At 63.1% G+C, this 21,938-nt stretch carries 19 protein-coding genes; 6 read left to right on the top strand and 13 right to left on the bottom strand.

The features are described 5' to 3' along the window. The first annotated feature begins 237 nt into the window (after positions 1–237). The 4 genes from ASF00_RS19150 (at position 238) to ASF00_RS08030 (ending at position 6,057) form a co-directional block, all read left to right on the top strand. Positions 238–975 carry an AAA family ATPase gene (locus ASF00_RS19150; protein WP_162233571.1) on the top strand — a complete coding sequence of 246 codons (738 nt, stop codon included), beginning with the start codon at positions 238–240 and terminating at the stop codon, positions 973–975. Further along, positions 933–2,513 carry an AAA family ATPase gene (locus ASF00_RS08020; protein ID WP_055876747.1) on the top strand — a complete coding sequence of 527 codons (1,581 nt, stop codon included), beginning with the start codon at positions 933–935 and terminating at the stop codon, positions 2,511–2,513. The genes ASF00_RS19150 and ASF00_RS08020 overlap by 43 nt, the downstream gene beginning before the upstream one ends. A 537-nt stretch (positions 2,514–3,050) precedes the next feature. Further along, the gene (locus tag ASF00_RS08025) at positions 3,051–3,791 is read left to right on the top strand and encodes a hypothetical protein (protein ID WP_055876750.1); all 741 of its coding nucleotides are present in this window, start codon (positions 3,051–3,053) and stop codon (positions 3,789–3,791) included. Positions 3,792–3,966: 175 nt separating this feature from the next. After that, positions 3,967–6,057 carry an epoxide hydrolase family protein gene (locus ASF00_RS08030; protein WP_055876755.1) on the top strand — a complete coding sequence of 697 codons (2,091 nt, stop codon included), beginning with the start codon at positions 3,967–3,969 and terminating at the stop codon, positions 6,055–6,057. A gap of 64 nt (positions 6,058–6,121) precedes the next feature. On the opposite strand, the gene ASF00_RS08035 is transcribed toward ASF00_RS08030, so the two are convergent. From ASF00_RS08035 to ASF00_RS08070, 8 genes are all read right to left on the bottom strand, one after another. Further along, positions 6,122–6,832 (bottom strand): SDR family NAD(P)-dependent oxidoreductase, encoded by a 711-nt coding sequence (locus ASF00_RS08035; protein WP_055876758.1) that lies wholly within the window; start codon positions 6,830–6,832, stop codon positions 6,122–6,124. 96 nt (positions 6,833–6,928) lie between these two features. Further along, positions 6,929–7,690 carry an SDR family NAD(P)-dependent oxidoreductase gene (locus ASF00_RS08040; protein ID WP_055876761.1) on the bottom strand — a complete coding sequence of 254 codons (762 nt, stop codon included), beginning with the start codon at positions 7,688–7,690 and terminating at the stop codon, positions 6,929–6,931. Then, positions 7,690–8,259 (bottom strand): type 1 glutamine amidotransferase domain-containing protein, encoded by a 570-nt coding sequence (locus ASF00_RS08045; RefSeq protein WP_055876763.1) that lies wholly within the window; start codon positions 8,257–8,259, stop codon positions 7,690–7,692. The genes ASF00_RS08040 and ASF00_RS08045 overlap by 1 nt, the downstream gene beginning before the upstream one ends. Before the next feature lie 37 nt (positions 8,260–8,296). Further along, entirely contained in the window at positions 8,297–9,382 is a 1,086-nt protein-coding gene (locus tag ASF00_RS08050) for a catalase family protein (protein ID WP_055877245.1), read from the bottom strand. A 76-nt stretch (positions 9,383–9,458) separates the two neighbouring features. Further along, the gene (locus ASF00_RS08055; protein ID WP_055876765.1) at positions 9,459–10,550 is read right to left on the bottom strand and encodes a catalase family protein; all 1,092 of its coding nucleotides are present in this window, start codon (positions 10,548–10,550) and stop codon (positions 9,459–9,461) included. A 69-nt stretch (positions 10,551–10,619) separates the two neighbouring features. Continuing rightward, positions 10,620–11,081, bottom strand: a complete 462-nt coding sequence (locus tag ASF00_RS08060; protein WP_055876767.1) for a hypothetical protein — start codon at positions 11,079–11,081, stop codon at positions 10,620–10,622. After that, positions 11,078–11,686 (bottom strand): carboxymuconolactone decarboxylase family protein, encoded by a 609-nt coding sequence (locus ASF00_RS08065; protein ID WP_055876770.1) that lies wholly within the window; start codon positions 11,684–11,686, stop codon positions 11,078–11,080. The genes ASF00_RS08060 and ASF00_RS08065 overlap by 4 nt, the downstream gene beginning before the upstream one ends. Positions 11,687–11,773: 87 nt before the next feature. Then, positions 11,774–12,895, bottom strand: coding sequence for an alpha/beta hydrolase (locus ASF00_RS08070; protein ID WP_055876773.1), 1,122 nt, complete (start codon positions 12,893–12,895; stop codon positions 11,774–11,776). Positions 12,896–12,989: 94 nt separating this feature from the next. Here ASF00_RS08070 and ASF00_RS08075 point away from each other — a divergent pair, with 94 nt between their 5' ends. Beyond that, positions 12,990–13,769: a Crp/Fnr family transcriptional regulator gene (locus tag ASF00_RS08075; protein ID WP_156348238.1), complete on the top strand. Its 780-nt coding sequence runs from the start codon at positions 12,990–12,992 to the stop codon at positions 13,767–13,769. Positions 13,770–13,991: 222 nt separating this feature from the next. Here the strand turns inward: ASF00_RS08075 and ASF00_RS08080 are convergent, their stop codons facing one another. Both ASF00_RS08080 and ASF00_RS08085 read right to left on the bottom strand, forming a co-directional pair. Then, positions 13,992–14,738 carry a FadR/GntR family transcriptional regulator gene (locus ASF00_RS08080; protein ID WP_055876779.1) on the bottom strand — a complete coding sequence of 249 codons (747 nt, stop codon included), beginning with the start codon at positions 14,736–14,738 and terminating at the stop codon, positions 13,992–13,994. 87 nt (positions 14,739–14,825) lie between these two features. Further along, positions 14,826–17,534, bottom strand: coding sequence for a TonB-dependent receptor (locus tag ASF00_RS08085; protein WP_200910500.1), 2,709 nt, complete (start codon positions 17,532–17,534; stop codon positions 14,826–14,828). Between the two features lie 381 nt (positions 17,535–17,915). On the opposite strand from ASF00_RS08085, the gene ASF00_RS08090 reads away from it, so the two are divergent. Further along, positions 17,916–18,956: a sugar kinase gene (locus tag ASF00_RS08090; protein ID WP_055876787.1), complete on the top strand. Its 1,041-nt coding sequence runs from the start codon at positions 17,916–17,918 to the stop codon at positions 18,954–18,956. Between the two features lie 5 nt (positions 18,957–18,961). Here ASF00_RS08090 and ASF00_RS08095 read toward each other — a convergent pair whose 3' ends face one another. From ASF00_RS08095 to ASF00_RS08105, 3 genes are read right to left on the bottom strand one after another with little or no spacing between them, the layout of a single operon-like run. Further along, positions 18,962–19,816: a rhamnogalacturonan acetylesterase gene (locus ASF00_RS08095; protein WP_055876789.1), complete on the bottom strand. Its 855-nt coding sequence runs from the start codon at positions 19,814–19,816 to the stop codon at positions 18,962–18,964. 32 nt (positions 19,817–19,848) lie between these two features. Then, on the bottom strand, positions 19,849–20,601 hold the full coding sequence (locus ASF00_RS08100; RefSeq protein ID WP_055876793.1) for an SDR family NAD(P)-dependent oxidoreductase: 753 nt from the start codon (positions 20,599–20,601) through the stop codon (positions 19,849–19,851). Next, positions 20,598–21,938: an MFS transporter gene (locus ASF00_RS08105; protein WP_055876797.1), complete on the bottom strand. Its 1,341-nt coding sequence runs from the start codon at positions 21,936–21,938 to the stop codon at positions 20,598–20,600. The genes ASF00_RS08100 and ASF00_RS08105 overlap by 4 nt, the downstream gene beginning before the upstream one ends.

The raw sequence follows: 21,938 nt of genomic DNA on the forward strand, positions 1-21,938 counted from the left end.
ACCGGTCATCCAAGGGGCGGCGCAAGCCGTCTCTCCTATGATCGGGTTTGGGGACGATCCGGAACGGCGGCTTTACGAGAACTAGCGCGGATATAAGAGACGTTTCACCTCGTGCGCTCATCTTCTCTCCCGTCGTAGCTGGCCTCTGTTTTCGCTGTGCCATACTGGCCAATCGTCAATTGTTCCTGCTACCGTTTGTCTAAGGGCAGGAATCGGTGAGGGCTGACTTTGGCAATCGTGAAAAACATCAGGGCGCTGAAGGGGGCGGCTGTCCTGGCAGATCGGACGGGAGCATCGCCTTCTCTAGACCTGAAAAAGTTCAACCTCATCTACGGTTTCAACGGTTCAGGTAAATCTACCCTGTCCCGCATTTTGGCATCACTGGAACACGGGAAACTTCAGGCCGGATTGCCTGAAGCCTGTTCGTTCGAAATCGAGTTGGCAGACGGGCTGCGATATTCGTCTCAGGCCAATCTAACAGGGCTTGAGGAGCGGGTGCGCGTCTTCAACAAGGACTTCATCGCGGCGAACTTGCGATGGGAGACAGGGCAAGCCAGTCCAGTTTTCTACATGGGCGTCGATCAGACCGACAGCGCCGCCAAGATCAAGCCGATTGAGGATGCCTTGCCAACTGCTCAGGCTGTCGCTGAAGGCGAGCGCAATGTCGCTGAGGAACGAGAGAAAGCGTTCGCGGAGTTCAAAAAGTTGGTGGCACGAAATGTGTCAGGACGCCTGCGGCAGCCTTCGCGATATGAAGCACCCCAATTTATTGCCGACATTGAGAAGCTGGGACCGGCAGACACCGACAAGTTGAATAACGCTGAGTTGGATGCTGCTACCGCTACCTGCGCTCGGTCCAATCCTCCCGCGAAGGTAATGGCGGTTGGAATTCCCGTCTCGGGATTCCTTAACACAATTGACAGCGCACTTAATTGGCTCCGAAGACCATCGGCAGCATTATGGTGGAAGACCTAGCGGAGAATCCCCAGATGGTTCCATGGGCCAAGCAAGCTCACGAGTATCACGTCAACCACGATTTGGCGACATGTCTCTATTGCGCCAACGTGATCTCACCTGAGCGAAGGCAAGCTCTAACTGATGCTTTCGATGACAGCTTTTCCCATTTCGTAACGGAAGTTAGAACTGCCGCGCATCATGCGCTTCAAAGCCTTGAAGCAGTCAATATCGTCCGAAACAATGTACCTAAGGCCGCTGAGTTATCTGCCGAGTTCGAGCCCCCCTATAAAGCGGCAGCGAAAAAATTGGATGCTGCGTTCGAAGACATAAATCTGTTGGTTGCGGAAGCGCTCAGGGCGTTGAACGCGAGGCTAGCCTCGCCCACGGCCGCTATTTCGGTCGAGCTTCCGCCCGTTCAGGAAATACAAGAACGCTTCATGGGTTTGGAACGAGCAGGTGAGGAGTTGAACGAGATCTGTGAACAGCACTCGGACTTGGTTGACAACTTTGTTCAGCATCAACGGCGCGCGCGAGACGCGATCCGTAGGCATTTCGCTATCGAAAGTTCTCAGGCTTTCAAAAACCACGTGGACGTTATCGCGTCTGCTCACGAAGCCGAGCGTGTCGCAAGAGAGCACATTCACGAGCTTGAGAGCGAGCTTGCCGACCTTAGATCCAAGATACGCCAGCATGGACCGGCAGCAGAGAAGATAAATGCCTTGGTGGCCTCGTATCTGGGGCACAATGAACTTTCCGTCGTTGCCGTAGGTGAGGGTTACGAACTTCACCGACATGGTTCGCTCGTAAAGGGCGAGCCAAGTGAAGGTGAGAAGACAGCTATCGCGATCTGCTATTTCCTTTCGTCGCTGGAAGCTGAAGACCGGAAGCTTAAAGACCTAATTGTCGTGGTCGATGATCCTGTTTCAAGCCTCGACACGAAGGCAATGAACTATGCCTGCTCCTTAATCAGAAATCGGCTGAGTGGAGCGTCGCAGGTTATCGTTCTGACGCATAACCACCACTGCATGAATGAATTGAAGAAAGCGTGGAAGGGGGCGTCAAGAGGCGATCAACCGGCTGCCACTTTGAAGTTTATCGATGTGCGGATTCCTTCAGACACAGGTCTTCGTACATCCACAATCGTCAGGTTGCCCAACCATCTGCGCGATTATGACTCAGAGTATCACTTTCTTTTCGAGAAGGTGATTACCTTCTCGGCCGCTGGTGATATCCATTACGATTACACGTTCATGATGCCCAACGTGTTGCGCCGCGTCCTCGAAATCTTTCTAGCCTTCAAGACTCCACGCGACGGAAACATAAGTGATAAGCTGGGCACGCTCTGTAAGCGGAACTCCGACCTCGATCCCTCGCGATTGAACGCTCTTGAGAGATTGTCCCAGATAGAGTCTCATTCCGACAATCTCGACGACCTGATCTCGCAATCGGCAATGACCATTGAAGAAAGCCAAGCCGCTTGCGCGGCGTTGTTGGACTTGATGAGAACCGTCGATCCTCACCATCTCGCTGATATGCGGAAACATTGCGCGCCATGAAAAGAACGGATCTTTGGGTTTCCTTCGGGAGTTCGCCTAGGCGCTACCTGTAGAACCCCTTCGACCCACCTTTATGCCCGGGCCGTTCTCGTGAGGCTAGTTTGGATCGAGCGTCTTGTAGTCCCCGAAATGGGGTGGGAGATTTGATCGGAAGCAGAAACGGTATTCTGGATGATCGCAGGCTCCAGACGCAGCGCTGAACCTGAACGAACGGAAGATTTTAGGGGCCGCATGAATCGGTGCGAACGGCGGCTGTGTTGGCGGATTCCGGAGGGAGGGCTGAAACGACCCAAATGACCGCTATTGTCGGGGGTAGACGTTAGCGCTGGCCGATCTCAACGACCGGCATTGGTCGAGAGCTGCCGCCCGATTGGGAGGGGCGCTGGACGCAGAACCGGCCGATCGTAAGGCTATCTCCCGCCCGACATCAAACATTTGCTCACGTCTCGATGTGACTTTCGGCTTCGCTTCAGGGCGCGTAGGCCTGACTGGAGTGTGCCGGTCGACGCTGGTATCGAAGGGGGGCTGAGCGATCGAATGAAACTGAGGATCCGCATCGCAATACTCGCGGTTATTGCTGCGCCCACGCCGGCATTCGCGCAAAGTCAGACCCATCAGGACCGGATCGACGAAGTGTCGCGGTTCGTAGTGACGGCGCCGATTTGCGGCAGCCTAGGGATGACAGTCGATCCCGCTTTGCCCAACAAAGTCGAGGGTGCGTTTAAGTTAGAGACGTCAAAGTGGTCAGCCCCTCCGGCGGCAATCGAGCGGCTGAAGCTAGCGTCGATTCAGCGGCAATCAAACGTCCTAAAGGTAGACCTTGAGACCGCGTCGGCCAACGCAAAGACCGACGCGCAGCTTCGTCAAGTCGGCTCGATACTGCGCGGTTATGGGCGGACGTGTCTGGATGCGACGCGTGACCCGATCTTCTCGCAGGTTATCATTGCGCCGTCCGGTTTCGATCTTGGTCGCGCTGTGACCGACATGGCGGACAGCATGCTGGAAGCTGGGGGGCTGGCGAGTTGGCAGACACCGGCGATCCAGTCCCGCGGCGACATGATGATGGTAGCCGGCGCGTGCCGTAAGAGAATCGGCAAGGCGCGCTCGGACGCATTGATTGCGGAGTTTGGTAAGTCCGAAAGCCCGCGTACCCGAGAATATTTTCTAAAGGCATTCGACGATGCTTTAAACGACCCTGAGCTCGACTTCGATATCGCGCAGTGCAATCACCTGATCACGCGCTATCGCGCAGCTATTGCGAAGGCAGGCGCGCTATAGCTGCTTCTATCCATCGCCCCTGACCCAATTCCAGACGTCCAAACCGCCGTGCCCGCTTCCCAAAAGCAGCCGCCCGTTCATCTCGCCTCGAAGCGCCTTTAGGCGACCTTCGCGCGTTCGACGTTAGGCTTTCAATCGGGGAAATAAGATTTACCCCCATCGGCAGGATCGACACATGGCAGAACCCTTCTTCATAGCGGTACTCGACGACCGCCTCGCCGCCATCCGCGCAAAGGTCGAGGCGTTCGACTTGAGCCTTATGCCGGACGCGGGAAGCTGGCAGTCAGGCGTCGGCCTCGCCGATCTCAAGCGGCTCGTCGACTATTGGCTGGCGGACTACGACTGGCGCGCGCAGGAGCGGCGGCTCAATATGCTGCCGCAGTTTACGGCCGACGTGCAGGGGCAGCGCCTCCACTTCATTCATGCGCGGGGCGATGGCTCACGTCCCCCGCTCCTGCTGCTGCACGGCTGGCCGGGGTCGTTCCTCGAATTCGAGGCGCTGATCGCGCCGCTCGTCGCCGACGGTCACGACGTCGTTGTTCCCTCGCTCCCCGGCTACGCGTTTTCGGGCCGCCCCGTGTCCCCGATCGGACCGAAGCAGACCGCAGAACTCATGCACGGCCTGATGGTCGAGCTGTTCGGCACGCGACGCTATCTCGTGCAGGGCGGGGACTGGGGTTCTGCGATCGGTGGCTGGATGGCGCACGCGCATCCCGATGCGATCGCCGGACTCCATCTGAACATGGTGCTGCTCCAGGCCAAGGACGCGGTGCCGAAAAAGCCCGACGAGGTCGCCTGGGCCGCGAAACGCGCCAAGCTCGCCAAGGAAGAAACCGGCTATTCGCAGGAACAGGGCACGCGCCCGCAGACGCTAGGCGTGGCGATGTCGGACAGCCCGGTCGGCGTCGCGGCGTGGATCCTGGAGAAGTTCGGCGCATGGGCCGATGTGCCACGCGACGCACGCGGCCGCCCCGACCTGTGGCAGGCGTTCGACGAGGACCTGCTCCTTACCAACATCATGCTGTATCTGGTCGAGGGATCGTTCGTAACCTCGACCTGGATGTACCGTGGCCGCATGCTGGAGGATTCGGGCACTTTCCCCGCGGGAGCGCGGATTACCGTACCGACCGGAGTCGCGGCATTCCCCGACCCGGTCTTTCCGCCGCCGCCGCGCTCGCAGGCGCAAAAGACCTATGACATCGCCCAGTGGACCGAGATGCCCGCGGGCGGCCACTTCGCCGCGCTGGAGCAACCCGATCTTCTGCTCGCCGACATGCGCCGCTTCTTTGCGTCCAAATCGGTTTCCGATGACGCCCCGAAACGCTCGATCGCACTTCGCTCGGCTGGGATCATCGCTGCGACGCTGGCAGCGGCCGCGGTTTACACTCGGGTGGCGACCAAGCAGATCGAGCAGGACGTGCCCGCCGACGGCCGTTTCATCACCGTCGCGGGTGCACGGATCCACTATGTCGATCGCGGTGCAGGACCGCCGATCGTCCTGATCCACGGGTTGGGCGCGCAGCTCCGCAACTTCTCCTACGGTGTCGCCGATGCGCTGGCCGACGAGTACCGTGTCATCCTGGTCGACCGGCCCGGCTCGGGCTATTCGGTGCCGACCGGCGAGCAGCCCGGTATCCTAGGCCAGTCGGCGATCATCGCAGGGTTCATCGACACGCTCGCGCTCGATCGTCCGCCGCTGCTCGTCGGTCATTCGCTGGGCGGTGCGGTCGCCCTCGGCGTAGCCACGCACCGCCCTAGTTCGGTCGCCGGCCTCGCGCTGCTGGCGCCGATGACGCAGCCGCCTGGATCGATGCCCGTCCCGGTGGCAAACGCGATCGAAAGTAACCCTGGCGGGCGCGCGCTCTTCGCCAATCTGCTTGGCACGCCGATCAGCCGTGCGGCGTATGGCCTGCGCTGGGGTAAGATCTTCGCTCCCGATCCGGTCCCGGCCGATTTTGGCACGCGCGGTGGCGGCGCGCTTGGCGATCGCCCGGTTGCGGTCAATGCTGCGCTAGTTGAATTGGCCAGCGCCGACGTTGACCTTGCCGCGATCGTCAGTCGCTATGCCAAGCTGACGGTCCCGGTCGCGTTGCTCTATGGTCGTGATGACCAAGTGATCGCCCCCTCGATCGATGGCGAGCAGGCAGTAGCCGCAATTCCTGGCGCGACGCTGGAGATGACCGGCGGAGGCCATATGCTCCCAGTCGCGCATCCACAGGCCAGCGCCGCGTTCGTCCGCCGATGCGCCAAACACGTCTTGCAGTAGCGCCAAGGGGGTCAGGGGGCTCGGCGCCCGCTGACCCCCTCAGAGATCGTACCTTTCTGATCTGTCAGTGACCGGCGACCTGCCCACCGTCGACGTGGAGTATTTCGCCGGTCACGAAACTGGCATCCTCGAGGTACAGTACCGCGCCGACCACGTCCGCGACCGTGCCCATCCGACCGAGCGGGTGAAACGCGCCGAGCCCGGCGCGCGTCTCGGGAGGGTGCATCGGCGTTTCGGTGATGCCGGGCGACACCGCGTTGGCGCGTACGCCGCGGGAGGCATATTCGATCGCCAGGCTGCGCGTCGCCGCAGCCAGCCCGCCCTTGGTCAGCGACGCCAGCACCGAGGGGAATTCGACATTGGCGTGCTCCGCCAACGTCGTGACGATCTGCAGGATATGGCCACTGCCCTGCTCGACCATCAGCGGCAGCGCCGCCTGCGTCATGTGGAAGAAGCCGTCGAGATTGGTCTGCGTGATCTGGCGATACTGCTCCGCCGTGTAATCGGTAAAGCGCTCGCCGATAAAAACGCCGGCATTGTTGACGAGCGTATCTACTCGCCCGAACCGGTCGCGCGCGGCCATCACGACGCGCTTTGCTGTTTCGGGATCGGCAACGTCCCCCGCAACGGTGATCCAGTCGTCCGATTGCGACGCTGCGATCGATCGTGACACGCCGACGACACGCCAGCCGCGCGCGCGATACGCCTCTGCGATCCCCTCCCCCAAGCCTTGCGAGGCACCGGTGACGATAGCAACCTTAGGCGCGTCAGACATCGACAGCGCCGATCTGCGCGGGGAGGTTAACGGGGGTTGTCATTGCCGAATGGACTCCGAAAAGGATCGACAGCGCGTTACTGCGCTCTCGCGATGTCAGGACAGCGGGGGTTGGCCGTTGGACGCGGTCAGTCCGCCGTCGACCGGCAGGTTGACGCCCGTCACGAAGCGCGCATCGTCGCTCGCCAGGAACGCGATCGCACCGGCGATGTCGACGGGCTCGGCACCCCGTCCGATCGGGATCCGCTCCTCGAACTTGGCGATCAGGTCAGGTTGTTCCTTCATTCCCGCGGTCAGCGCGGTATAGGTCAGCGACGGGTTGACCGCATTGACGCGCACGCCGTTCCTGGCCTCGTCCATCGCCAGCGCGCGTGTGAAATTGCTCACCGCACCCTTGGCCGCGCAGTAGAAGCTATGGTTCCAGTCGCCGCCGAGCCCCGACACCGATGACACGTTGATGATGCAGCCCTTCGACGTGCGCAGATGTGCGATCGCCGCGCGGCTCATGTGGACGACGCCGTACAGGTCGGTCTCGATCACCTTGGTGAATTCGGCGAAGTCGCCTTCGTCCAGCTTGCCGAGATGATCGACGCCCGCGTCGTTGACAAGCACGTCGATCCGGCCGAAGCGGTCGATTGCCGCCTCGACCAGCGCCTCGCACGCGGCGCGGTCGGTGACGTCGGTTTCCCGCGTCTCGACGGTGCCGCCCAGTTCGGCTGCCAACTTGCCGAGCGCGCCCGTGTCGATGTCGCCCAGCACCAGCGTCGCGCCTTCCTCGGCAAAGCGACGCGCGGCCCCCTCGCCGATGCCCGAGGCGGCACCGGTGATTACGACGACCTTGTCGGCAAAGCGCGCCATCATGCGTTCTCCGCCTGCGACTCGTGCCTGCCCTCGCAGAACTCCTCGACGAGCTTTGCACAGAACGCAGGCAAGTCATCCGGGGTGCGGCTGGTGACGAGGCCCTGGTCGACGACGACCTCCTGATCGACCCAGGTCCCGCCCGCGTTGCGGATGTCGGTGGCGAGCGTCGGGTACGACGTGAGCGTACGACCGCGTACCTGATCGGCCTCGATCAAGGTCCACGGCGCGTGGCAGATCGCAGCGACCGGCTTTCCGGCGGCGAAGAAATCGCGGACGAACGCCACGATCTTGTCCGACGACCGCAGCGTATCCGCGCCGACGCACCCGCCCGGGATTACCAGGCCATGGAAGTCGGACGCCGATACGTCGTCGATCGCTTTGTCGATGGCGAACGTCTTGCCGGGATCGAGGTCGTTGTTGACCGTCTCCGCGTCGCCGGTTTTGAGGCTGATGACGGTCACTGCGCCGCCCGCCTGCTCGACCGCTGCCTTGGGCTGCGCGAACTCGGGTTCCTCGGTGCCGCGGGGTGCGATCAGGATCGCGATTGTCTTGCCTTGGAGCTTCATGGGTATCCTTTCGAAATCTGAATAAGCGTGAGCGGCGTCAGGCCGGAATATCGGCGATGGCCGCGGTGTTCGCGGCAGTGATGCCGGTCTCGCGGTGGCGGAAATCGCTGAGCGCGCGGTACACCTGCATGCGTGCGCGCATCACGCCGCCGAGCGGGCGGTGCGCTTCAAGCGCGTGCGCCGGGCGAAACGTCATGACCTCGTCGAAATAACGGACTCGATCCGGGCCATAGGCGGCCTGCCGCGGCAGACTGATCGTCGCGATCGTGCGGTATTCGCTGACCCGCGTCGGCCAGTCGACCGAGGTATCCTCGATCGGCTGCGTCTCGGCATCGGCCCAGAGTTGCGCGCGCAGTTCGAACACCGCGTCGTTGTCGTCGAAATACGCGATCGCGGCGTGACGGAAGCCATCCTCATCCTGATGCGGATCGAGCCGCCAATCGTCGAGCGCACGCTGCTCAGGCGCAACCGGAAACACGCCGAGTTTCGCGACATGACCGCCGTAGCGGATCGGGCACTGGCTGAAATAGGTCTCGACGAGCGGGTGGCTGAACGGATGGCCGTAAAAGTCCAGCGTCGGGCTCGGTTCGGCACCGACCGCGTTCAGGACCTTGTTGATGTTGCGCGCGATCGATGCGGCCGCGCTTTTGACACCTTCGGGCATCGGCACGGTCATGCCGATCTTCTTCGCCTGCGCTAGGAACCCGGCGGCGGTGCCGGCCGGAAACGTCGTACCGCTCGCCAGGACGAAATCCTGCGTCGGCGCGTCATGACCGGGCAGCTTGGCGCCTTCGACCCCGAAGACCTTGATCGCCATGCCACGGTGCGTCGATACGCGGTCTCCGAGCTTCTCGCCCGGCCCTTGCGCGAAGCGGACCGCGACGTCGAACGTCCCCGGGTTCGCGAACAGCCCTTGCGCCAGTTCGGGCGGCAAATCCGCGGCGACGACCATCGTTCCGATGACGCAGGCCGTGCTCTTTGCGTGGCTGGCGCGCACGGCATGGCCGTCGCGCTTCTCGACCGTCTCGCTCTCCTGCGTCATCCCCTTGATGATGCCGTCGATACTTTCCTGCTCGCCGGGCTCAGGCGTCTCGATGTCATCGCGATAGGGTAGATAGGGCATGGGAAGCTCCTGCTGGATCATGATGTTAACACCCGAATGCCCTGCGACGTTTCGGTACGGTTCCGTGCAGACCCGATCAGTCGAGCGCAGGCAGCGACCGTGGCTCGTGCATCGGGCAGCCGTTCAGCTGGCTGCGCAGATCCTGGATCACCGGATACACCGCACGGCGCGCGCGCATGACCGACCCGAGCGGTCGATGCGCCTCGACGCCGTGCCAGGGGCGGAACGCGGTCTGTTCGTTGAGCACGGTGACGCGCTCCTCGGACCAGCTCTTCTGCGGCTTCACCGTGATGGTCGCGACCGGGATGTAGGGATTGCCCTGCTCGGGCCACGGCGTCGCGGCGTCCTCGATCGGGTTCTCCTCGAGATCGCGGCAGAGCTGCGCGCGGAGAGTCCAGGCACCACCCTCGTTCGCGAAGATCGCCATCAGTTCTTCGCGGATCGAGTCGGGGCTCTTGCTCTCGTCGAGCTTCTGGTCGGTCAGCGCGCGAAAGTTGGGCGATTCCGGCACGATGTCGAACTTGGCGATATAGTCTCCGAACCTGAGCGGCGCCTGCGTACCATAGCGGTCACCGATCGGATTGGTGTCGGGATAGCCGCCAAAGCCCTTCAACAACGCGCTCTCGCCGCCGACCGCTTCCAACGCCTGCTCAATCGGGCGCAACACCTTCGACAGCGCTTCCTTCGCCCATTCCGCGCGATTGGTCGTCGCAGCGAGCAGCTTTGTGTTGCGCAGGAACCCGACCGGAGTCGGGTTCGAGAAGGCTACACCCGAAGCCATCAGGAAGTCCTGCGTCACCTCGTCCGCGGCGCCTGGTAGGCGTTCGCCATCGACGCCGATGATCTTGATCGAGAAGCCGCGCGGCAGGGAGACGCTGTCGCGGATCGGATCGCCGGGGATCGCCGACATGCGGATGATGACGGGGTAGCGACGCCCGCGCTCGAAAATGCCCTGCGCCTGCTCGTCGGCGAGATCATCGTGCACCACCATCTCGCCTTCGAGCAAGGCATGACTCTTGGCATGGACGCCGCGCTGGGCGTGACCGAGGTCCTCATGCGTCTTCTCGACGATGTAGCCGAACGTCTTGTTGAGACCGTCGATCGTCTCCTGCTCGTCGGGACCGATCGTCTCGACGTCGGGGCTATAGCGTATCGGGGTCTTCAACATGGGAAATCCTTGTGGTTTAGCGCGGTAACGCGCGGTTCGCGCTTTTGGGGCGTCGGTATTCCGGAACGGTCAGGCGTTGGCCGCTGCCTTTGCGCCGGCCGCGGTCGCGACGCCGAAGACGAGGTGGACGATCGTGTGCGTACCGATCGTCGCCGCGTCCGCCTGCCATTCGGGTTTCTTGAGCCCCAGCAGAGGCCCGGTGATCCAGTGCATCGCGACGTAAAACCCTAGGCCGAACACGATACCCGACGGCACTACGCCTGCATCCTCGTCCACCGTCAGGGCATAAACTGCGCCGGCTGCCGCGGAGAGCAGGAGGTGGCTACCTTGGACGACAGCTTGTTCGGTTACATCCGGCAGGTCGCTCGACGGTACGGAGCGGACGCCGAGTCGCCGCGCACCGGCCCGTTCGAGATCGGTGAGTTCGGACGGCGTGCCGCTCTTCTTCTCGCCCGCCATCATCATAGCGGTGATGCATAGCCCGGCCACCAACCCGCCGGCGATCGCGCCGGCCATCCGCCTGCCGTTCACGCGCGCTTTCCCTCTTCCTGGGGATCGTCGGGCAGACCTTCCTCGCGACCGGGGACCGACATGTCGTAGGCGTTGAGCAGCAGCGACACGAGGCAATAGCCACCGACCAGATAGACCAGCTCGGCCGTCCGGTCCTCGCCGAACGCGCGCACGGCACGGTTATAGGTCGAGGCCGGCAGCTGCCGTCCGCCCGCCAACGTGACCGCGACGTCGTAGGCGGCCTGTTCCTCTTCGGTCAGGTCGGCGGGACGCTGGCCGGCGGCGATCGTCGCGACCTTCTCGGGGGACAGACCCGCCGCCTCGCCGACTCGCTCGTGCGCGTAAAGTTCGTAGCGCGAGTTGAAGACCGCGCCGGTCGCCAGGACCGCGACCTCGTGCGCCGCCTTGGGCAGCGTCGCGTTGTCGATCAGCGCCTTGGTATACGTCCAGGCGGCGCGACCGAACGCGGGAAAGCGTAGCATCGGCGCGAACGGCCCGACCAACGCACCATCCGCCCGATGCGAGACGAAGCCCTTGAGATGCTCGGTGATGTAAGCGTCCATCTCGTCGTGAAGCGGACGCAGATCCGCGGGCATGGCCGCGGGCGGATAAGGTGGGGTACGCATCGCTGGCTCTCCGTTGTCAGACCGCGCCGGCCGGATGCCGGTCACGCAATGATCGACGGGGCGGCACCAGCCACCCCGTCGAACTGATTAGCGGCGGGGCGCCCCTGCGAACGCTGCCTTCAGGCGCGCGACCGCCAGTTCGTTGGCGTCCTTGGCACCGCGAACGACCTTCGCCATGCCGAAGAACTCATGCGTCACGCCGGGGAAGGTCTTCTGCTCGACCTTCACGCCCGCGGTGCGCATCGCCGCGGCCAGCGTCTCGCCGTCCGAGCGCAGCGGATCGATCTGCGCATTAATGATCGTCGTCGGCGGCAGGCCGCGCAGGTTGGCGGCAACAACGTTCAGCCGCGGATCCTGCGCATCGGCGGCGCTGGTCTGGTAATAATAGCCGAACCACTTCAGCATCGCGGCGTTCAACGGCTTGGCGTTCGCCGAGTCCTTGCGCGACGGCAGCGTCATGCTGCTGTTGGCGATCGGATAGACCGAGACGATGTACCGCGGCAGCGTCAGGCGATTGTCGCGTGCGTAGATCGCCGTCGCGACCGCCAGATTGCCACCTGCGCTCTCGCCCGCCACCGCGATCTTCGCAGGATCGCCGCCCCAGCTCGCCGCATTCTGCAACGTCCAGCGATACGCCACCGCGGCGTCGTCATGCTGCGCGGGGAACTTGAACTCGGGCGCATGGCGGTACTCGACCGACACGACGATCGCGTTAAGCGCCTTGGCCATCGCGCGTGGTGCCGAATCATACGTGTTCACGTCCGCGATGACCCAGCCGCCGCCGTGATAATAGACTACGACCGGCATCGGCTTGCCATTCGCGGGCGCTGCCGCGGGCTTGTAGATCCGCGCGAACTGCTGGGCGTCCGAGCCATACGGCACGTCCTGCGTCGTTACCGAAGCGTCGGGCGCGGTTGAAATGCCCTGCTGAGCCATCGCCGCCTTGGCGCCATCGGCGGCCGAAGGCTGCATCCGCGCTTGCGCCGGGGTCAGCGTCTCGATCGGCTTGCCGCCGAGACCCGCGAGCGCGTCGAGCACCTTCTGCATGTCGGGCGCCGCCTTGGGGGGCTGCGTCGCGCTTTCCGGCGGAGCGGCGGGTGGCGGTGCGCTAGGCGAGCGGGCCGATTGCGCGAGCACGCTGGCCGATGCCGTCAGCAGCGCCGCCGCGAAAAGGCTGCGCGCGACGGGGCGTTTCGATATGGAAACCATGTGATCCTCCTGTTTGATCGCTCATGAACAAAGCAGAATGGCCAACGTTGCTGTACGGAACCGTGCAAAGTCCGCCGGTTAGAAGGAGAATTGGGTGTCGACGATCGTTTCAATCACCGGCGCAACGCCTCGCGCAGCGGTCGATCGCGATGAAGCTCCTGTCGAAAGAATGGTCGGCAATCGTCTGCTAGCCAGCCTCTCCCCGGAAGATTTCGGCTTGCTGGCGCCGCATCTCGAGCCGGTATCGTTCGCGGTCGGGGATTTCATCACGCGAGCCGGCGATCCGATCTACAGCGTGTGCTTTCTCGAACAGGGCATTGCAGGCGTACTCGACTCGCTCGATGACGATCGTCGCTATGCGGTCGGTCTGGTCGGCGCGGAGGGCTTCATCGGCTGGCCGCTGGTGATGGGCGACGATCGCTCCCCCTACGACGTCACCATGCGCGCCGAGCGCGGCCAGGCGCTGCGCATGCCCGCTAAGGCGTTGCTGGCAGCCGTGGACCAAAGCCCTCCGTTGCGCATGACACTGCTCCGCTTCGCGCACGTGTTCATGCTGCAGATGGGCCGGACCGTCGTGTCATCGCTGGCGCATTCGATCGAGCGCCGCATGGCCCGGTGGATCCTGCTCTACCACGACCGTGTCCAGGCCGACGAGATCTGCATGACGCATGAGGAGTTCCGTCTGATGCTCGGCGTTCGCCGTAGCAGCGTTACGGACGCACTTCACCGGCTAGAAGAGGAGCATGCGATCCGGGCAGTCCGGGCCAAGGTTCTGGTCCACGATCGGACAAAGCTTATGGCCCTGGCGGGCGATACATATGGCCAACCAGAGCAGGACTATGCCCGCCTCCTACAGATGGACCGGAACCGCTAAGGCCTCGCGCTAGGTGACCCACTTCCAGTCATTTCGCAGCCGGAATGCGCGTCCCAACTTCAGACATTCGTTCATTTCAATGAATTGCGACTGCCGGAGCTGTAGTTCCGAGGAAGCTACCCGCGGACGTGTTGAACCGTTTGAGATGAATAGACGGCAAGGCTCATCTGCCTGATGTCCTAGCAATAGCGCAGACAGCCGCCGCCTTGCGACATAAGCGATTTATACCAACTGGGCGCTCATCAGGAACCTTGCGCGGCTCGCGGCGGACTTCAGCTTGAGCGCCTGGGCTTCGCGCTGTTCGGTCGCATCCAGCATCGCCTCTAACAAGCGACTGAAATGCTGGCGCATCGCCGCGCGCGCTGCGACAGAGTCCCGTCGCCGCAAGGCGTCTACGATCGCAGCATGCTCCCGGTGACGTACGCTTGCGTCATGATGGCACACCGATTTGTGCGTATCGCGGACATCCTGAATTTCGGTCCGCATGCGCCATAAAGTCTCCACCGTGTGCGTGATCGCCCGGTTGCCCGATGCCGAGGCTATGGTCAGATGGAACGCACGGTCGATTTCGGTGATGCGATCATCATCCGCACCTTCCTCGGCCATGTCCTTCAACAACGCGTCCAGCACTTCGATCTGGTCGTCGGAGATGATCGGCGCCGCCAAAGCCGCCGCCTCGGACTCGAACAGCGAGCGTGCCTCGGTCAATTCGAACGCGCTGACCGCAGGAAGCTCGCCGGGCTTTGCCGCCGGCGTATCCGACACGTAAACGCCCGATCCGGTCTTGATGCGGATGACGCCGGTCGCCTGCAGCGCAATCTCCGCTTCGCGGATCGTGACGCGACTGACGTCGAATTGCTCGGCGAGTTCGCGTTCGCCAGGAAGACGCGTACCTGGCGGGAAAACGCCCTCCGCGATCATCCCCGCAATGCGATCCGCAACTTCCTGAAACAGACGACGCTCGGCCATGGCGCTGCAAAATCCTTTAATCCTTCGGTTGTCCTACCAATTTCACACGCCAATGAAAAGCCGCCAGTCGCCGGGCCTAAGCGCCCCTCAAAGTCGGACGCGCACCCCTACAAAATATTTGGCGCCGTAATAGTGATACTGGCGACTGCTTCCCTCGACCGGCATGTCGGTCACCTTGGGCTCGTTCAACACGTTCAGCGCTTCCAGCCTCAAGGAGACATTGCGATTGATGTTGTAGGAGGCACGCAGATCGAGCGTATCGGAACCCCGGACATATCGAAGTTGCGAATTGCCACCGACGAAATCCTGATAATATTTCGATCGGTAATTGTAGATGCCCTGGAGCGAAACCGGACCCAGCTGATAATAGAGCTGGCCCGAGACGACATGTTTGGAATAGCCGCTGAGATTTGCAGGAGGAACGATCCCGGGCGTGACGACCCCGGTCGACGGATCAGTTACGTCACCCAGACGGATATCGTAATTCTTGAAATTCGAATCCGAGTAATTGTAGCTCACCTTACCGCCCAGGCCATCGAACGGTTTGGGCAGCCACGAAAATCGATTGGAAAGCGTCACTTCCAGTCCATAGACGCGGCTTTTCTCGTCGCTGTTCTGACGTTGCGTCACCGGCACGGTCACCGTTTGCCCGTCGATCTCGAACTCTTCATCTATCGTCACCGGCACAAAGCCGCCCGCGAATTGCTTGTAGTAGACCGTCCCCGAGACGATCGTGTCGCGGTTCGGATACCATTCGAGCGCCACATCGCCGTTCCACGACATGATCGGTTTCAACCGCGGGCTGCCGTTGGCGATTATCTGGCCGAGCGCATCCTCGATCGACCCGAACCCCGTGCCATCTTCGAGCCGCACGGTCCGCCCGCCTGCTAGATCGCTCGGCGCTGGTCGCGACATCGCACGGTACGCCGCAAGGCGCAGTATGACGTCGCTCGCCAGGTCGAAATTGGCGTTGACGCTGGGCAATGCGCGGAAATAGCTGTTCTTGATCGACACCTCGTCGAACGCACCGGTGCCGACAAGCGAGATCGAACCATCGGCGCCCGTCACGACGTCAAGGCCGCTTCGCAATCCGACGGACATTAGCCTCGTATCGACGAGGCGGACGCCGAAATTGCCGCGGACCGGCAGGTCGCCGAGATTACCCTTGTACGATCCCATCAAATATCCCGACCAAACCGTTTCCTTCACATCCGCATTGGCGACCGAGCGAGTGTCCGCATTGCCGCCCGGATCTTCGGTGCCGAGATAATTCTGAAATTGGCAAAGCGTATCGAATGTAGCCCAACTGGTGATGGACTGCGTCGGCGCATCGGAAAGGAAGCCTTGTTGCGGGAAGGCCGTACGGCATTTTTCGCTGACGGCACGATCCACTGTGCGATCATCCTGCAGCGTTTCGACCAGATCGTCATAGGCGGTATAGCGCCGATGCGAATAGCGGGCACCTGCGTTGATCCGGCTTAGAAATCCGTCGAACGTGTACGCGACGTCGAAACGGCCGGCGAGGATTTCGTCAGTCTTGTACTCGTCCGCGCGACGAATGCGGGCGTCGTCGCTGAACAGCTTCCAGTCGTTCACGTTGAACCGTGGATCGAGCGTGACGGTGGGGGCGAACCCGTTCCGCGCGTCATAGATGTACGGCACACGCTGGTTGTTCAGCGGCGTCCGTACGCCGTTGACGTCCAGCGGATCGGTCCGCAGGCGCACGCTACGTTCGAGCGTCCGCCGTTCCGTGCGCGAATAGGAGGCATCCGCCGTGATCGTCAGCCGGTCAGTAGGTGTCCAGGCGATATTGCCGCCCCCGCCGATATATTTCTCGTCGCGCGTCAGCAGGTTGCCGGTCGACTCCACGGAGGTCATGCCCTCGGCATAGAGCAGGCGATGTTGGTCGTCATACTGGACGTTCTTCAAGCCGTAGCGCGTCTCGGACAGGGTCAGATCATGACGGTCCTCGCTGTAATCCCGCTTCGAATACTGGAAATCCAAGTTGATATCGAGCGTATCGGAGGGCTGCCACTGGAGCGAACCGATGAAGGCGTTGCGCTTATCCTTCTCCGTGATCTGTCGGAAAATCGTCGAGTTCGGCGTAAGATAGAACGGTGTTCCCCCAGCCCCCTGCTCGCGGGTCACCTCAGAGCAGTTGCCTGCCGCAACGACGACTTTGGGGTTGCACGCGCCCCATGTACTGCTGCCGGCGTAGGTCTCCTCGGGATTGTTCACCGAGTTGCGCTGGAAGCCGAGTGCGATGCCGACCCTGCCGAGTGAGCCGAGATCATATTGATCGATGTAACTTGCGGTACCACGCCAGCCCCAAGCGCTCTCGCCGCGAATACGGTCCTGATAGGGGTTGTAGTTAGCCTTTGCCTCGACTTGCAGCGCGCGTTTGCCATAGTCGAGCGGCCGGATCGTCTGGAGTTCGATCGAACCGGCGACGCCGCCTTCAAGCAGGTTCGCCTGCTGCGATTTGTAGATCTTGATGCCGTTGACCAGTTCGGACGGGAACTGGTTGAAATTCACCGCGCGGTCGCCGCTGCCGTTCGTCGCTTCACGTCCGTTGAACGTCGTGTTGCTCAGGAAGCTACCAAGCCCTCGCAGCGAGATTTCGGACGCGCCGCCCTTCTCGCGGTGCGTCGTCGCGCCGGTGATCGTCTGGATCGCCTCGCCGATCGACAAGGCCGGCAGGTCGCCGATATCCTGCGCCGATAGCGCATCGACGATCGCAGTCTCGTTGCGCTTCACGTTGATCGAGTTCTGCAATGTCTGCCGAATGCCGGTCACGACTATGTCGGCATCGCTCGAGGGTGCGGATGGCGGAACAGCGGGGTCGGCTGTCGCGCTATCAGATTCAGCGGGTGCAGGAACCGATGGGACTGCCGACTGCGGATCCGGCGCAGGTGTCTGCGCGCCCGGAAGCACTTGTCCAACCGCAGGCGTACCGACGACGAGTACCGCTAGTGCGGCGCCTGCCAACAGGGCGGCCCGCCGCTTGCGCGCGGCTGCGGCCTTAATGGTGCGTGACGATATCCTCACCCTCGACTCCTATTTTGATTTGCCGATCAATGCCGAGTCATCAGGCACTGTGTCAATGAGGTTCGATAAATATGTGGATACCAGTTTGTCATACCTATAGAGCAGTCCTCTACTAGGAGATCGGATGTGATGAAGCCCGAACGGTATTTACCCGCGGACATCGTGTGTTTTGGCGAAGTGCTGATGCGACTTACCGCCCCCGTCGGGTCGCTACTGGCTCAGGCGGATACGCTCGGCGTGCGGATCGGAGGGGCGGAGGCCAATGTCGCGGTCGCCCTGGCTGCGCTCGAGTGGCGCAGCGCGGTTGCAAGCGTCGTGCCGAGCGGACCGCTGGGCAGGCGCGCGCGGACGTTTCTCCGTGGCGCCGGCGTGGACACGACGCGGATCGCCGAAGCGCCGGGGCGGCTCGGGCTGTATTTCTTGACGCAAGGAGCGTCGTTACGCGCGAGCGACGTAACCTACGACCGTGCCGGCAGCGCGTTCGCCACGACAGATTGGCGCGCCCTCGACTGGGATGCGATGCTGGACGGCGCCCGCTGGTTGCACGTCTCGGGCATCACGCCTGCACTCGGCCCAGAGATGGCCGACGCGACGATGACAGCGATGCGGACAGCGCGCGCTCGCGGCATGCGGATATCTTTCGACGCGAACTACCGCGCTCGCCTGTGGGAAAGTTGGGACAGCGATCCCCGCGCCATCCTGCGCGAACTCGTGGCACACGCCGATCTGTTCTTTGCCAATCACCGCGACATGGCGCTGCTGCTGGATGCGCCGTTTTCAGGCGATGGGCCCGAACGGCGCCGCGAAGCGGCCGAGGCCGCCTTCGCCGCCTTCCCCAATCTCTACTGGATCGCATCCACCGCGCGCGTCATCGCGCATGTCGACTGCCACCGGATCACCGCCCGGCTCGATACCCCGTCGGACTCCTGGCAGACGCGCGAAGTCGAAGTGGCGGGGATCGTCGATCGGATCGGTGCAGGCGATGCCTTTGCGGCGGGTGTCCTGCACGGACTGATGGGGAACGATGACGAGGACGGTCGAGAAGCCCTGGCGATTGAATACGGCCTCGCACTGACCTGCCTCAAGCACAGCCTCGCCGGCGATGCCGCGCTGTTCGACCAGCACGACATCGACATGTATCTGGCGGGCGGCCTCGACGTCCGCAGATAGGCGCCTCAGGGCACCATCTGACCTTGCAAGGCAGGCACCGCCGCTGCCAGATCCTGCGTCACCATCCGGGCGAAGACCTGGGCGCCGGCCGCCCCGACATGCGTGTGATCGAACTTCAGCCCGAACTGGCCACGTGGACCGTTGGGCTTGGCGGGCGCCTCGGGCAGTTTCGCCTCCTCCGCCGTCCGCGCCTTGAGCGTGGTGCCTGACTGTGCCGCCGCCAGTTCGGCCGGCAGTGGTTCGGCCATCGCGAGCTTCGCCGCATCCACCGCGCCGAGTTGCTGCACGAGCGCGGCGCTATGCGCGTTGAGATCGACCAGAGGCACCTTCATCGCCGTCGCCACTTTCCGCACCTCGTCGGACCATTCCGCCAACGTATTCTGCAACCTGCCGTCCTTGAAGTCGCGTCGCGTCAACGGCGTCACCAGCACCGGGATGGCCCCCGCCCCCCGAACCTCCTCGACATAGCGCTTCAGGTTCGCGGGGAACTCCGTCGTCCGGTCGGTCCACCGTTCCGATTTTTCCGACTGGTCGTTGTGCGCGAACTGGATCAGCACATAGGTCGCCTTGTAGCCGCGCACCTTCGCCTCATCGAGCGCGATCGCCCACGACCCTTCCGCGCGATAGCTGCGCGTGCTGCGACCGCCCCGCCCCAGGTTGAGGCAGGCGATCGACGATTTCACATGGCTTGCGCAGAACGCGGACGCCCAGCCGCTGCCAGGCGCCATCGTCGAGTCCCCCACCAGGATAATCTTGTACGCCTGGATCAGCGGCGCGTCGGTACGCGGCTTGGGCACGCCTTGCGCCCAAGCTCCACTAGCCAGTGAAAGCGCTGCGAACGTTACGGCCGTCTTGCGCATCATTCCTCTCCCTTTCTTGCGGACGTCCGGTCTTACGAGAAGAACAACCCGCCATTGATATCGACGTTCGTGCCGGTCAGGAACGACGCGTCGTCGGACGCCAGGAACGCGACCGCGGAGGCGACTTCGTCCGGATGCCCCTCGCGCCGCAACGGGGTGTTGCCAGCGGTCGCCTTGCGCCCCTCAGGCTTGGAGAAGATATCGTGGAAGCTGGTGCCGATAAGACCCGGGCACAGCGCGTTCACCCGGATACCCTGCGGGCCCAGCTCCTTCGCCAGACCGCGCGTCAGCGACATCAGCGCACCCTTCGACGTCGCATAAATCGTTGCGCCCGGCCCCCCGCCATCGCGTCCGGCGAGCGAGGCGATGTTGACGATCGACCCACCGCTCGGGATGTACGGCAGCGCCGCCTTGGTCACCAGGAATGCCGATTTCAGGTTCAGGTCCATGACCGTGTCGAAGAACGCCTCGTCCATCTCGGCAATGGTTTTCCGCGCGATCATCCCACCGGCGAGGTTGACGACAATGTCGATCGTCCCGCCGAATGCCGCCACCGTCGCCTCGACCATCGCCGTGACCTCGGCCGCCTTCGTCACGTCCGCCCGGAACAGCACGGCCGTGCCGCCCGCGGCGGTAATCTCGTCGACGGTCGCCTGTGCTGCGGCCTCGTCGCTGCGATAGTTGACGAGGACCTTGGCGCCTTCGCTGGCGAGCCGCAGCGAGACCGACTTGCCGATATCGCGCCCGCCACCCGTGACGATGGCCGTTTTGTTCGTGAACCTCATGGACGTAACCCTTTGTGCTTGGTGGTGATGCCGCCCTCGGGTGCGACTGGAGCGTGCGAGCCGCCCAGCAGCCAGAGGGCGGCGATGGAAACCGGAACGATCGCCGCGCTGAGCGCGAAGATCGGTGCGTAGCTTTGCGCGGTCATGCTCGGCACAAGCCAAGTCGTGATCAGCGTGCCGGCAACCGCTGCGGTGCCGCTGATCCCGGCAAGACTGCCGACCGCACCGCCGGCGAAATAGTCGCTCGGCAGCGTCTGGATGTTGTTGATGGCCACCTGGAAACCGAACAGGACGACGGCGATCAGCAGCACGGCGGCCAGCGGCGTCGCCGCGCCCATCGTCAGCAGCAGCGCCGGCAGCATGATCGCCCCGCCCCCGGTGATGACCACCTTACGCGCACGCAGCACCGGCCAGCCCGCCTGAATCAGACGCCCCGACAGCCAGCCGCCGCTCAGGCTGCCGAGCATCGCGCCGACATAGGGCACCCAGGCGAACAGCCCGATCTGCTTGACGTCGAACCCGAACGTCTCCGCGAGATAGATCGGCAGCCACGAGACGAACAGCCACCAGACCGGATCGAGGAAGAAGCGGCTGACGATGATCGCCCAGCTCTGGCGATGCCGCAGCAGCCCGCGCATCGTCGGCGCGTAACCGGTCGACGCCGCGGCGCCGTCCTCGTGCGCGCCGTTGATATGCGCCCGTTCGGCCTCAGTCAGCCAGGGATGCGCGTCGGGATCGCCGCGGTACAGCCACAGCCACGGCAACAGCCAGAGGAAGCCGAGGATACCGACCATGAGGAACGTGGCGCGCCAGCCGATCTGGACATAGAGCAATGCCACGAGCGGCGCCGAGATGATCGCGCCGATCGCCGCGCCGGAATTGAAGATGCCTTGTGCCAGTGCGCGTTCGCGCGGCGGAAACCACGTCGCGTTCGCCTTCACCGCGCCGGGCCAATTGCCCGCCTCGCTCGTCCCCAGCGTGACGCGCAGCACCGCCAGCATTCCGAGCGAGCGGACGGCCGCGTGCAAGGCGATCGACAGCGACCACACCGCGATCGACACCACGAAGCCGAGCCGCGTGCCGATCACGTCGAGAATGCGCCCGAACAGCGACTGCCCGACCGCATAGGCCAGCATGAACACCGTCACGAGCAGCGCGTAATCGGCCTTGTCCGCACCGATGTCCTTCGACACTGCGGGCCACATCACCGCCAGCGCGTTGCGATCGATATAGTTGATGACGGTCGCCAGCCCGATCAGCCCGATCACGCACCACCGCAGCCCCTGGATTTTCCGCCCCGGCCCGTCGACCTGAGGAGTCTTCGACGTCGCGACCAT

This window comes from Sphingomonas sp. Leaf34 (assembly GCF_001421805.1).
In the GTDB taxonomy this organism is placed as follows: domain Bacteria; phylum Pseudomonadota; class Alphaproteobacteria; order Sphingomonadales; family Sphingomonadaceae; genus Sphingomonas.

Bases quoted from the DNA above. Each gene is read 5' to 3' on its own strand.
- ASF00_RS08045 (WP_055876763.1), bottom strand. From the start codon at position 8,259: ATGAAGCTCCAAGGCAAGACAATCGCGATCCTGATCGCACCCCGCGGC.
- ASF00_RS08055 (WP_055876765.1), bottom strand. From the start codon at position 10,550: ATGTTGAAGACCCCGATACGCTATAGCCCCGACGTCGAGACGATCGGT.
- ASF00_RS08040 (WP_055876761.1), bottom strand. From the start codon at position 7,690: ATGGCGCGCTTTGCCGACAAGGTCGTCGTAATCACCGGTGCCGCCTCG.
- ASF00_RS08070 (WP_055876773.1), bottom strand. From the start codon at position 12,895: ATGGTTTCCATATCGAAACGCCCCGTCGCGCGCAGCCTTTTCGCGGCG.
- ASF00_RS08030 (WP_055876755.1), top strand. From the start codon at position 3,967: ATGGCAGAACCCTTCTTCATAGCGGTACTCGACGACCGCCTCGCCGCC.
- ASF00_RS08100 (WP_055876793.1), bottom strand. From the start codon at position 20,601: ATGAGGTTCACGAACAAAACGGCCATCGTCACGGGTGGCGGGCGCGAT.
- ASF00_RS08095 (WP_055876789.1), bottom strand. From the start codon at position 19,816: ATGCGCAAGACGGCCGTAACGTTCGCAGCGCTTTCACTGGCTAGTGGA.
- ASF00_RS08080 (WP_055876779.1), bottom strand. From the start codon at position 14,738: ATGGCCGAGCGTCGTCTGTTTCAGGAAGTTGCGGATCGCATTGCGGGG.
- ASF00_RS08025 (WP_055876750.1), top strand. From the start codon at position 3,051: ATGAAACTGAGGATCCGCATCGCAATACTCGCGGTTATTGCTGCGCCC.
- ASF00_RS08090 (WP_055876787.1), top strand. From the start codon at position 17,916: ATGAAGCCCGAACGGTATTTACCCGCGGACATCGTGTGTTTTGGCGAA.
- ASF00_RS08105 (WP_055876797.1), bottom strand. From the start codon at position 21,938: ATGGTCGCGACGTCGAAGACTCCTCAGGTCGACGGGCCGGGGCGGAAA.
- ASF00_RS08035 (WP_055876758.1), bottom strand. From the start codon at position 6,832: ATGTCTGACGCGCCTAAGGTTGCTATCGTCACCGGTGCCTCGCAAGGC.
- ASF00_RS08050 (WP_055877245.1), bottom strand. From the start codon at position 9,382: ATGCCCTATCTACCCTATCGCGATGACATCGAGACGCCTGAGCCCGGC.
- ASF00_RS08065 (WP_055876770.1), bottom strand. From the start codon at position 11,686: ATGCGTACCCCACCTTATCCGCCCGCGGCCATGCCCGCGGATCTGCGT.